We start from the raw sequence: 12,275 nt of genomic DNA, 5'->3' as shown, positions 1-12,275 counted from the left end.
AACTAAGTCGGCAATCGGACTATGTTCTTGTCCATTCCGGGAATCGGTACAAGTTCTTGTCCTTGACTTGTATGGTATTTCAACAGATGAAAAAGACACCTGGCTATTAATCACCAGGTGTTATTTCACTTCTCAATCACGATTCTCGTACCTTGCAACATGTTGTATGGTTTGTTAGTACTCTTGTTTATCTTCAGCAATAGCCCAAGAATTAAGTTAGAGTACAGAATATCTGGAGTCGACGGTATGCTCCTTCATACTTTTGATTTAAATCCATATTGATTCGCTTTCCATGCGACGAACAGAGCAAAAATCAACAAAACAAACCCTACCCATGGAAATGAAACCACTCCTGCCGAATTTAACAATATTCCACCTACGGCCCCACCGCAAGCAATAGCAAAATTCCATGTCGTTGAGCTTAACGACAATGCGATATCTACGGCCTGATCATCCACTGCTTCAGCAATTGCAGTCTGTAACAGGGATGCTGCACCACCGAATACAAATCCCCACAGAATGATAGCAACATAGATAACAACTGGTAAGTTACTGTTAAATCCAAATAAAAGAGTAACTAGAATAAATGCTACTAAACTCCCAAGTACCAAGGGTCGTAAGTAGCGATCGATTAACCTACCTATTAAAAAGGTACTCACGATCGAAGCAATACCATATATGAGCAATATGAATTCGATTTGGTTGAAGCCAACAGAAGCGAGCAATGGAGAAATATAAGTATAGAGTATATTGTGAGCCGTCATCCAAGCCAAAACGACAAATAATACGGAACGTACTCCAGGTGTTTTGAAAACACTCCACACCGAAACTGAACTTTTATCTGACTGCCCTGGAAAATCAGGCAATTTCCATAAAATCCACCCTATTAGAACAGCAGCGACCAAGGACACCACTCCAAACAAACTGCGCCAACCAATATAAGAACTAAGAAATGTTCCAAGAGGCAAACCAAAGGTCAATGCAATGGGGATACCCATCATTGCGATAGACACGGCACGGCCTTTCAGTTTCTCTGGTACCATACGTCTGGCATATCCCGTAAGCATTCCCCATACTACACCTGCAGCTACGCCTGCAAAAAAGCGGGCAACCATAGTTAATATGAAAATAGATGATATGGCCGTGATCGTGTTAAAAATCAAGAACGTGCTAACGGTCAGTAATAGTAGTGACCGACGCCCCCAATTTCGAGTTGCTGTGATGATAGGAACGGCCCCCACGACCGAACCGATTGCATAAAAAGTGGTCAGTTGACCAGCCATACTTTGTGAAACACCGAGCCCTTGGCTTAGTTGAGGCAGCAAACCGGCTGGCAGTATTTCTGATAGCAACGCGAGAAAACCTGTCATTGCCAAAGCGAGTAGTCCCGCTAATGGAAGACGATTGGCGGCATTTGCATTTGTGTTCATTTTTTTCCTCCTTAGTACTGTTTTTTAAACGAAAGGCCGCTCAAACTGCTTATTGCTTCTCTAAAAGAATCGAATCGGATGCATCCAGCTTTTCGGCAAACCAGGTTAATGTGCGATGCCACGCGTCCTGGGCTGCTATGGGATGATAGCTTTGCCGTTCATTGCAGAAGAAACCGTGATCGGCCTCCGGATAATAGTAAATGGCGTGCTCGATGTCAGCTGCTTCCAACGCTTGATCCATTTGATCGACGACTTCCTTGGGAATCCCACGATCCATTCCTCCAAAAAAGCCGAGGACAGGCACCTTGATTCGGTTCGTTCTGTTCACGGGCGCAACCGGAAAAGAAGGAGTTTGGGCCGTCATTCCACCGCCGTAGTATACGACCGACGTTTTGATTCTGTCGGAGAAATGACTGGCCGTAAGATAGGACAGCATGCCTCCCATACAGTAACCTATGACACCGACTCTCGATTCGTCTGCACCTTCCATATCGAGGATATAGTTGAGGACAGCCTGAATATCCCCCATCGTTCTATCCTCTGTCAAAGGCACTCGGGACTTGGCGGTTGCCGGATATTCCGTATAGCCGAAACTTTGCCACACCCCTGTACGATAGTATAAATCGGGTGACACGACGACATAGCCTTGTGCGGCCAAACGACGGCAAACATCCTGAATGTGGCTGTTCACGCCAAAGGCCTCTTGAATTAACAGAATGACCGGGAGTTTTGATGTGGAAATTGCTACAGGTCTGACGATGAACAAAGGAAGCTCTGCAGGAGAGCCGTCAGCGATATCTCGCTTGGCGAAGACCTTTTCGGTTTCTACTTCAATAGGTAATAGCATGAAAATCTCACTCCTCTATTTTGTAAATCCTTCACTTTATTTGTGAAAGAATATTGAAATCTTCGTCGCACCGGCTCCGAATCACGTTTCACTAAGTTATACAAGTTTTGCACGGAAGCGATCGGCGTGATTTTCTCCGCTGCTTTCAATTGGTCCACTGTGACTTCGCGGAGACCAATATGCCGTATTTTTCCTTCATCCTTTAAAACTGCAAGCTCACCAACCTGTTCTTCGAGGGGTACTTTGGGATCGATCCGATGCAGCTGCATAAGGTCGATACGCTCAATACCAAGATGACGCAGGCTTAGTTCCACCTGTTGTCGTATGTATTCGGGACGTCCGACCGGAAGCCATTCGTCCGGTCCGGGACGCGTGAGACCCGCTTTTGTGGCAATTACAAGATCCTCCTCATATGGATGAAGAGCCTTTTTAATTAATGGTTCAGCAACGAAAGGGCCATAGGAATCGGCGGTATCGATAAATGTGACGCCAAGCTCAACCGCTCGCCGCAGAACGCGCAGTGCACTTTCCGGATCTGCGGGTTCTCCCCATACGCCAGGCCCTGTCAATTGCATGGTTCCATATCCTAAACGATTGACCTGAAGATCCTTTCCTATTTGTATGCTGCCAGAAGCGGATGCCTTAATTTGTTGCTCTGACATTTTAATTCCTCCCTTTTTGAGATCTTTTCCTTCTTAGGTATTACGGATTCTTGCAAGATCCGGAGAACCCTATCCATATTGAACACCCGCGACCCTGCTATTAACCTTTGGAAATCATCATCCGTACTCCTTGAAACGTGCCGGAGAAGTTTAAATTTTGTCCAACAATCTCATAACACTTAGATACTTGTAAAAGTATCTCATTGATATTTGTTATTGTCAAGTTGTCTCTCAAACTTAATTTCGATTAACAATATATCGCTTGTAGACGTCCTCAAACGAACGCAAAAAACCCTCATGTTCCATGAGGGGGTCCAGATGAATATTTAAATTGAATTCAATTGGTATGTTTGTTCAATTCGCATCAATTTTCGAGAGTCTATCCAGATAGGTGCGAAGAGTATCGGATTGTAGAACGAGATTTTTAAATTTGCCTTCGCGTATGACATGGATTAACCCTGCCGTCTCCAACTCTTTAATATGGTGAGACATGGTCGGTGCGCTTACGTTATGGTTGGTTTGGAGTACACTGCAGGCAAGGGGGGCTTTCGAAGCGCCGATTTCTTTAAGCATCTGGTAACGTCTCGGCTCGGCAAGAGCACGGGAAATTAACGTAAACTGATGATCTGATAATTCAGTCATGAAAACTCCGCTCCTTTCTTGTGATTTCATCTGCTAAAAGATTGACACAATTATAGCACATTTCAAACTCTCAAAAAATCGATGGCGGTAACTTTACCCTCAAAGGCGGAATGAGATATTTGTGACGGAGCGATTCAGTTGGCTGCCCTATTAATTTTATTAAACTAGCGTTTCCCGTTAGCTTAATGAAATTGCAGCGAAGAATTTTACATTATGTAGCTCGTGTAGGATGTTCATGGGTACGCTCCAGCACCTACTACCTGCACATATATTACTTTTGAGTTCCTATATCACTTTGAGGTGCGTACTTCTCATCTCTCTTATTCTCAGCCACAATAATGAGCAGAAGAGAAAGGAGAAATGTCCATTGAAAACCGAACAATCTGTTCCCCATTACACTGCACTTGTCATAGGTGCTGCAGGTGTTATTGGAGGAAATCTTATTGATTATCTCATGACACTCCCGGAATGGAATATCATTGGTGTATCGCGTCGCGGAGGGAAAGATACTCCTAGATTACGTTATATATCGGCCGATTTACTAAGCGAAGCGGATACCAAGGCGAAACTGTCTGATCTAACGTCGGTTACTCATATTTTTTATGCCGCTTATCAGGATCGTCCAACCTGGGCAGAACTGGTGCAGCCCAACCTTGCGATGCTTGTCAATGTAGTAAATACCATCGAACCGATCGCACCAAACCTTCAACATATCAGTCTAATGCAGGGCTATAAGGTTTACGGTGCACATCTGGGTCCATTTAAAACACCCGCAAGAGAAACCGATGCTCATCATATGCCTCCTGAATTCAATGTCGATCAGCAGCAGTTTCTCGAAAATCGACAGCCCAAAAGCAACTGGACCTGGTCAGCCCTGCGCCCGTCTGTTGTATGTGGATTTGCACTCGGTAATCCAATGAACTTAGCTATGGTAATTGGAATATATGCTTCTATCTCTAAGGAGCTTGGTTTAGCGCTTCGCTTTCCGGGCAGGCCGGGAGCTTTTCATTCCCTTCTTGAAATGACAGATGCATCATTACTCGCTCGTGCGACAGTCTGGGCGGCAACCGATCCGCGCTGTGCCAACCAGGCGTTCAATATTACCAACGGTGATCTGTTTCGCTGGAATGAACTTTGGCCCAAAATCGCTGCTTTTTTTGAATTGGAAACGGCACCTCCACTCCCCCTCTCACTTGCAACAACGATGGCAGATAAAGAACCACTTTGGAATTCAATGATTGAAAAGTATGGTTTAATGAATACTCCCTATGGAGCTGTCTCTTCTTGGGCATTCGGTGACTTCGTCTTCTCTTGGGACTATGACTTTTTCGCAGATGGTTCCAAAGCTCGCCGTTTCGGATTTTACGAATTTGTTGAAACTGAAAGTATGTTTATGAATATATTTAAAGACCTACGTGAGCGCAAGATCATCCCTTAAAAGAATTATAATGCATAATAAGCCAATTCCTAATAATCAGGAATTGGCTTATTATGTTCTTCAAAGGTTAGAAGTCGGTGGTTTGAACAGGATTTTCCCTCGATCCCCATAAACCTTTTCTACATGTGTATCCCCCCATCTGCACATCAGATGAAGAATCTCTTTAAGACTCCACCCATATTCCGTTAACTCATACTCCACCTTTGGCGGAACTTGGTTATGGGAAATACGTAAGATGATCCCTGCCTCCATCAATTCATTTAGTTGCTGTGTTAACATCTTCTGTGTAATGGCAGGTATCAGCTTCATCAATTCCCCATTACGTTTTTTACCAAAGGTAAGATGGAATAAAATAACCGGCTTCCACTTGCCTCCAATCACTTCAAGAAGAGCTTCAACTGCCGTGTTATAAACTCTGATTGGTTCATGCATATCACATCCAGCCTCACTTCCAAAATAAATTAAAGTACAGGTACCCTTTGTTACATCATATAAAAAGTATTATATTAATGGTAAAAATCGGTGTCCTCCTGTAATTGTAATCTCCTTTATTCTATCACCCATTCGACTAATCTGTCCGTTAGCTTAAGCCACTAAAATAGCGACTTCAATCGGAATATGATTTTGTCCCTCGACAATTTAATTATCCCTTCAAAAAATAATCATTGCGAATCGTTCAGATAACGTTATATTCACAAAGTGAGTGAAGCCGGAACGTTTTTTCCTTTTATTTAGTCTATATCTCCGCTAAATTTCCTCCGGTTGTGTAATACTAAAATGTTATACATCCATCTTGTAATTATGATAACCTACCTTAGACATTATAGCTTCTATAGGGAGGCACACGACATTGATTAGTCTAGGAACATTAATTGCTTTTGGATTTGTATCACTGGGGATGGTCTGTTCTCCCGGCCCTAATATGATTTACCTGATCTCACGTTCCATTGCGCAAGGGCGTAAGGCCGGCATTATATCTTTGTTGGGGGTTATGCTGGGATTTGGCGTTTATCTCATTGCATCTATGCTGGGGCTAATCGCCATATTCAATACCGTTCCGATTATCTATACGGCAATGAAGTGGGCAGGAGCGGCATATTTGTTTTGGCTCGCGTGGAAGATGATTAAGCCTGGCTCTACGACTATACTGGAACCGACTGCTCTCCCAATGGAGAAGCCCAAAAAACTATTTCTGATGGGCTTCATCACCAATTTGCTTAATCCCAAAATCGCGGTATTGTATATTTCACTTTTACCTCAGTTTCAGAATCCTGAAAAAGGCTCGTTACTTGCACAAGGTGCAATTCTGGGCTTAACGCAAATTCTAATCAGTTTTACAGTGAACCTCCTTATTGTTCTTACAGCAAGCAAGATCGCCAGTTGGTTCGGAAAGCGCCCGACATGGCTTAAGGCACAGCGCTGGATCATGTCCGGTGTACTCGCTGGACTTGCCGTTAAGCTGGCTGTTCAGCGACGATAAATGACCTGTTTTGATTAGAATCTAACAGGCAACATAGTGGAGTGAAATAAAGGGTACAAAAACCTAGCTCTTCAGCTAGATTTCTGTACCCTTTGTGTGTTTTTTTACTTGCTTTACTATTACCATGAGTTGCTTTTTTTTATTGCTTTTCCAGCAACCTTTTTAGCAGCAGCTTTGACTACTTTTTTAAAGACTTCCTTTACAACGAAGACGATAACAAATAGTGTAAATGAATTATTATCATCGTCATCCACAAATGTAATAGGATTATTTAGTCCGTAGCTGTATCCATTTCGATTCAGCTGGTGACCTTGGCTTGGGACAAGACTTGTATTAATAAAATAAAACAGCCGCTAAAATAGCGACTTCAATGGGAATATGTTCTTGTCCCTCAACAATTTGGCCATAACGCTCCAGAAACCACCATCAGTATCGTTACTGGTATGTGATTCATTAATCAACACTTGTACCATCGTAATCTCCTATGTAACGAGGTCTAACGCCGTCGGGACCCCACTTTTTAACTGGTCGAGACTCAACCGTCTTTTGTGTATTCCTAATGAAACTTGTTACTTTAGATCCTCGCCAATTTTATGAAAGTTAGTCTAAAAGTGAACTATAGATTTTGAAAGGCTCGACTCATTCACTATCCTCCAAAAAGGCCCCATCCGTTTTCTGATGGGGCTCTTTTTGTTAAACAGATCAATCAACTTTCAACAATTATATTACATACGGAATTTAAACTTATTGTACTTGAAGTGAATTACTAATTATCGGTCTGAATGGTCAGGTACTCTTTTACGCATTCCAGCTAAACCTAATAATCCAAGCAAACCTAGCCATCCCCAGTCCATACGTTTACCGTCATCTGTTGAATTTGCTCTTACGGTATTTGGGTTATAATTGTTGCTGTTGTAATGGTATGTGTTATTGTCTCTTCCATCAACAGCAGCTTCATTCACATCGTGAGCAGATGCGGGAACAGCTAAAGTAGCCATCAATAATACTGAAACTACAGCAGTTGTTAATTGTTTTTTCATAAGACCAACCTCCTTTGATTGTGATGAGATTAAGTTCTCCCTAAAACCAAGACATTATTCCATGAATGATTATGGATCTGTAGTCATTATTTTGATGCCCTTATTTGTTGGAAATCAGCCTTTTTGGGAAAACTACCGCAAGGTTACTCAATCATGTTGAGGAGGATGCACCCAATGAAACAAGAAATGAATTACGGAACAGATTACAAACCTGTTCCTCTAACTTCAATGGGAAATGGGGTTGGGATTGAAGTATTGCCCGATTTATTTTGCTGCACTATTCAAATCGTCAATATCTGTTTAGTGGGTTACCCTGAATCTAACGAGTTCGTTTTAGTTGATGCAGGAATGCCAAAGTCAGCAGATGAAATTATCTCTGTTATTGAGACGCGTTTTGGTGTAAATAGCAAACCCCAAGCGGTCATTTTGACCCACGGACACTTTGATCATGTCGGCGGGTTAATAGAACTTGTCAAGAAGTGGGGAGTTCCCGTTTATGCACATCCACTGGAGATGCCATTCCTCACGGGGAAAAAGAGCTACCCTGAACCAGACCCTACGGTTGAAGGTGGTTTAGTAGCAAAGATGTCCGGTTCATTCCCAAATGATCCGATAAACCTTGGGAGCAGCATACATGCGTTACCTTCTGACGGAACTGTCCCTCACATGCCAGGGTTTACATGGATTCATACCCCAGGACATTCTCCGGGTCATGTTTCGTATTTCCGGAAGCGGGACGGAGCATTAATTGCAGGTGATGCGTTCACTACTGTGAAGCAAGAATATATGTATAAAGTAATCACCCAGGAGTTGGAGATCAGTGGCCCCCCTCGCTATTTAACAACAGATTGGAGAGCTGCAAAGGAATCTGTTCTTAAACTCAAGGAATTAAAGCCAGTCAGCGCTGTAACAGGTCACGGGTTGCCGATATCCGGTGAATTACTGACAGCAAGCCTGGAAAAACTGGTTAATGAATTTGATCAAATAGCCATCCCGGATTATGGAAAGTACGTTAATTAAACTTCCTCTTAGGATACAATTACAATAATCGCGACTCCCAGAGTGCCCCTGACCGTTCAGAATATTTCTAAACACCATAAGTATACTTATAAAAAAGTAAAACCTTAGAGAATACTGCATGTGCAATATCTCTAAGGTTTTTCTCTTTTAGTTATTTGGTACAGCGTGAGATTACTCTATTTTAAAGCTGTTACACTATTATTTATCAGAAGTTTTTCCATTCAAATCATGGTGAAGTTCTGTCGCCGGGATGACAGGCTCGTAAATTTGTCCTTTTGGAACAGGTTTGGAGATATACACGAAGTCTCCGGTTCCATCGGGTGCACTCCCTGTGGCCCATAAACCTTCACCTGATTCAGTTCCCTCAGAGAGATTCCAGAACTCATAAGCTTCAGGTTGGGATTCCTGTTCTGCCTCAGGTGGGAATGAAGCTGGTACAACGACTCCGTTCTTCTCCTCCAGTTCTTGGATCGCGGCCATCCATTGATATTGATGGTAACGGTCACGTGCCAACATTTTACGGAAAGTTGCACGGACCCCTTCATCGGTAGTCATATGATAGAGTCTAGCCACTTGAAGTCGACCCTGACTTTCGGCATGCAGGTTGGATCTCATATCTGCAAGAAGGTTACCACTTGCCACAATGTATGAACCGTTCCAAGGTACTCCGTTAGAGTTAGTAGGTAAACCACCCAGACCGCTTACAAGTAAGTGTTGGGGATTGATACCACCCATTATGGCTGCTGTAACGGGATCTTCAGCTGCTTTTTGTTGCTCAGCAGGGGTTGCCCCATCCAGCAACTGGCTAATCAATGCACAGAGCATTTCGACATGGCCGATCTCTTCCGTACCGATATCCATGAGCATATCTTTATATTTTTCTTCGCCCCGACAGTTAAACCCTTGAAAAAGATACTGCATCATAACGGTCATTTCCCCGAACTGTCCACCTAGCACCTCTTGGACTTGGCGTGCAAATACGGGATCCGGGCGATCTACTTTTACCTCAAATTGTAACTCTTTCTGGTGTCGAAACATATGAATCCCTCCATTAAGTAGTTGATCAATTTCAAAATGTATTTAACCTTCTCAAATGATTTTAAACAAGCGATTATAGCAAAAAGACCAAGAATGGAGGTCCCTCCATTCTTGGTCTCTGAATACAATCTAATCGTTTAGTAAAACATATTTACTTATGATTCGTCAGATTCGGGTCTTTTGATTTGAAGAGGTGGAGGCACTAGCCATCCTTTCTCTTTGTTCATTTGCAGTATTCTAACGCCTAGTGCCGTCTTGGTTACATGATATTTGGCAAATAATGCACCGATATCTTCTCGGATAGATTGCCCAATGACTTGACTCGCTGCAACTAGCCCTAATGAAGTATCGGCTGCCAGTTTTGCTGCAATTTCAGGATCCGTGAATCTAGCGCCAGCCGGAATATCATCCAATTTCACCGGAGGTCGTTCTGGCAACATTGGGGCAGGTGCAATGCCATTTTCGGTTAACAGGGTATCACATTCTTTAATTTCAAGTTTGGCTTGATCCAGCAGATCATCCAGAAGTTTCTTAAGATCCTTGTCACCTGCATGATTCAAGAATGCTTGATAACAGGAAACGGCTCCTTTGGCAACCATGGAGCATTGCCATACACTAAAAATTTCTCCATAATGCAGTGGTTCATTTTTGGGATTGCCACTCAAAATGCCCATCTTCAATTCTCCTCCTAATACGATGTCGTTACCCAGTTATGTTTCACCAAATCCAATCATTATATTCTTGTGAGTAACCAAACATTGGTTAAGGATTTCCGCTTCCGTATATGCCGGATATTCCTAATGAGCATAGTTCGGGGTTGCATGATTTAAACAATTAAATTAAGCGCTTTAATTTGAACTTAAAATGTTGGAGGCGTCGATACGGCAATGACCAGGGTCTCTCCTCGCCATACATTCTTATAGCTATGCGGCGTCCTAGCATCGTAATAAATACTATCTCCCTCTTCTAGCGTATATCTATCATTCCCAAGCATAAACTCCAAGCACCCCGACTGGACATACAGAAATTCCTCTCCTTCGCTGTGTCCTACACCAACATCACCAGAAGTGGCACCCTCTTCAAGAACCCCCCATATGGGTCCCATCTTATTTCTACTTCCCTCGCTAAGGGAATACCACGTAATACGTGATCCTTCAGAATGTACCAATGGTTTACGTTCGTTTTTTCTCACAACGATGCTTTGCTCTTTCTCTCCAAATAGATCAGTAAAATTAACATTCAACGCATTGGCAATCCTTTTTAGAACACTGATCGACGGATTCGCTTTGTCCCGTTCAATTTCGCTGAGAAAAGATAATGAAATGGAGCCTGCCTTTGCCACTTCTTTAAGTGTTAATTTCTGATTTTTGCGGGTATTTCTAATGACCTCGCCCATAGAATTCATCTTATATTTCTCCTACATATTCATTTTTTTCGCTGTCAGCGAAATTTACATTTGATAATAATCAAAATATTGAGTAATAGCAAGCTTTCTTACAAAGGTTTAATTTCGGTGTAAAAACGTTGATTTACCAGCATTATTGAACTAAGCTTTTAACAAAGCAGATGTGCAATTATCATCCCGGGACATTTACACATTATTCTTTTCCATATAGCATTTCATTTCCAGCGAAATTTTAAAGGAAGGCGATGAACCATATGACTAAGCTTCCTAAGATTTACACCGTAGGTGAATCTACTGTTACCCGAGTCACGGAAATGGTAATCAGTGGCGTTCCACCAGAAATTTATTTCCCAGGTACATGGGATCCCTCTTTTTTGGAAGCGAACAAAGAATCCTTCTCAGAAGGCTTGATTGATGAAAACTCTCAACTTATCGTTAGTATTGGCACCTGGGTCGTGAAAACACCCCAACATACAATTCTTATTGATACAGCGACAGGTAATGATAAAAACCTGCCACTGAATCCGGATCTTGCTAATCTGCATCTACCTTATCTCGAACGACTTCAAGAGGCAGATGTTACTCCAGAAGAAGTCGATTATGTGTTACTAACTCATTTGCATGTGGATCATGTCGGTTGGAATACAAAGCTGGTTAACGGAAAATGGGTACCGACATTCCCAAATGCAACGTACGTATTTCCTATTAAAGAACAAGAATATTACTCCAGCGAAGCGAGCCATAACAAAGAAAATGAAGCGAACTTCAACGTTTACGAAGAGAGTGTACTTCCTGTCATTGAGGCAGGCCTGACGGAAACAATCGGTCCAGAAGGCGGAAAATTTCTAGATATATTTACATTCATTCCGACTCCAGGTCACAGTATTGGTCAAATGTCCATTCGTCTTTCATCAGGTGATGAGGAAGCCTTGTTCGGGGCCGATATCATGCATCATCCCTTCCAAGTCATGAGGCCAGATTGGAATTCTATGTACTGTGAATTTGGTGATCAGGCTCGAATCTCGCGCCTCTGGGCTTTGGAATACATCGCCGATCGTCCAATTATTTATTTCAGTACGCATTTCCCAGAGAGTTCAGCCGGTTACGTCACTAGAAGCGAAGATAGCTTCAACTGGCATTTTATCTAATACAAGAAAGTGAGGGGAAAATATGATGTCTAACCATACATTCAACAAATCTATCTCCATTGTTTCTGAGATATTTAACATTGCTAGCGATACGCCGGGGATTGAGCTATCGGTCCTTAATAAAC

General features: G+C 42.6%; 13 protein-coding genes. 4 read left to right on the top strand and 9 right to left on the bottom strand.

All coding sequences use genetic code 11. The annotated features are described in order from the left end of the window. Window positions 1–254: 254 nt before the first annotated feature. From P364_RS0110030 to P364_RS0110015, 4 genes are all read right to left on the bottom strand, one after another. Window positions 255–1,430 carry an MFS transporter gene (locus tag P364_RS0110030; protein WP_024630002.1) on the bottom strand — a complete coding sequence of 392 codons (1,176 nt, stop codon included), beginning with the start codon at window positions 1,428–1,430 and terminating at the stop codon, window positions 255–257. Window positions 1,431–1,479: 49 nt separating this feature from the next. Next, on the bottom strand, window positions 1,480–2,277 hold the full coding sequence (locus tag P364_RS0110025) for a dienelactone hydrolase family protein (protein ID WP_024630001.1): 798 nt from the start codon (window positions 2,275–2,277) through the stop codon (window positions 1,480–1,482). After that, complete coding sequence (locus P364_RS0110020; protein WP_024630000.1) at window positions 2,256–2,939, bottom strand: aldo/keto reductase; 684 nt, start codon at window positions 2,937–2,939, stop codon at window positions 2,256–2,258. Before P364_RS0110020 ends, P364_RS0110025 begins: the two co-directional genes overlap by 22 nt. A gap of 354 nt (window positions 2,940–3,293) precedes the next feature. Beyond that, entirely contained in the window at window positions 3,294–3,581 is a 288-nt protein-coding gene (locus P364_RS0110015; RefSeq protein WP_024629999.1) for a winged helix-turn-helix domain-containing protein, read from the bottom strand. Between the two features lie 367 nt (window positions 3,582–3,948). On the opposite strand from P364_RS0110015, the gene P364_RS0110010 reads away from it, so the two are divergent. Further along, entirely contained in the window at window positions 3,949–5,019 is a 1,071-nt protein-coding gene (locus tag P364_RS0110010; protein ID WP_024629998.1) for an SDR family oxidoreductase, read from the top strand. A gap of 60 nt (window positions 5,020–5,079) precedes the next feature. Here P364_RS0110010 and P364_RS0110005 read toward each other — a convergent pair whose 3' ends face one another. Beyond that, complete coding sequence (locus P364_RS0110005) at window positions 5,080–5,451, bottom strand: winged helix-turn-helix transcriptional regulator (RefSeq protein WP_024629997.1); 372 nt, start codon at window positions 5,449–5,451, stop codon at window positions 5,080–5,082. Window positions 5,452–5,869: 418 nt separating this feature from the next. Between P364_RS0110005 and P364_RS0110000 the strand changes: the two genes are divergently transcribed. Beyond that, complete coding sequence (locus P364_RS0110000) at window positions 5,870–6,499, top strand: LysE family translocator (RefSeq protein ID WP_024629996.1); 630 nt, start codon at window positions 5,870–5,872, stop codon at window positions 6,497–6,499. A gap of 770 nt (window positions 6,500–7,269) precedes the next feature. Here the strand turns inward: P364_RS0110000 and P364_RS0109990 are convergent. Further along, window positions 7,270–7,539, bottom strand: coding sequence for a WGxxGxxG family protein (locus tag P364_RS0109990; protein ID WP_024629995.1), 270 nt, complete (start codon window positions 7,537–7,539; stop codon window positions 7,270–7,272). Between the two features lie 174 nt (window positions 7,540–7,713). Between P364_RS0109990 and P364_RS0109985 the strand changes: the two genes are divergently transcribed. Then, a complete protein-coding gene (locus P364_RS0109985) occupies window positions 7,714–8,559 on the top strand; it encodes an MBL fold metallo-hydrolase (RefSeq protein ID WP_024629994.1) in 846 nt (281 codons plus the stop codon). 198 nt (window positions 8,560–8,757) lie between these two features. Here the strand turns inward: P364_RS0109985 and P364_RS0109980 are convergent, their stop codons facing one another. From P364_RS0109980 to P364_RS0109970, 3 genes are all read right to left on the bottom strand, one after another. Continuing rightward, complete coding sequence (locus P364_RS0109980; RefSeq protein ID WP_024629993.1) at window positions 8,758–9,597, bottom strand: manganese catalase family protein; 840 nt, start codon at window positions 9,595–9,597, stop codon at window positions 8,758–8,760. A gap of 155 nt (window positions 9,598–9,752) precedes the next feature. Further along, window positions 9,753–10,271 carry a DUF3231 family protein gene (locus P364_RS0109975; protein ID WP_024629992.1) on the bottom strand — a complete coding sequence of 173 codons (519 nt, stop codon included), beginning with the start codon at window positions 10,269–10,271 and terminating at the stop codon, window positions 9,753–9,755. Window positions 10,272–10,456: 185 nt separating this feature from the next. Next, on the bottom strand, window positions 10,457–11,002 hold the full coding sequence (locus tag P364_RS0109970; RefSeq protein ID WP_024629991.1) for a helix-turn-helix domain-containing protein: 546 nt from the start codon (window positions 11,000–11,002) through the stop codon (window positions 10,457–10,459). 245 nt (window positions 11,003–11,247) lie between these two features. Here P364_RS0109970 and P364_RS0109965 point away from each other — a divergent pair, with 245 nt between their 5' ends. Then, window positions 11,248–12,150 carry an MBL fold metallo-hydrolase gene (locus P364_RS0109965; RefSeq protein ID WP_236642099.1) on the top strand — a complete coding sequence of 301 codons (903 nt, stop codon included), beginning with the start codon at window positions 11,248–11,250 and terminating at the stop codon, window positions 12,148–12,150. Window positions 12,151–12,275 lie beyond the last annotated feature (125 nt).

Origin of the sequence: Paenibacillus sp. MAEPY2, from assembly GCF_000499205.1 — a bacterium.
Taxonomy (GTDB): domain Bacteria; phylum Bacillota; class Bacilli; order Paenibacillales; family Paenibacillaceae; genus Paenibacillus; species Paenibacillus vandeheii.
The sequence above is the reverse complement of the archived record's forward strand: the minus strand, read 5'-3'. Positions and strand labels throughout refer to the sequence as shown.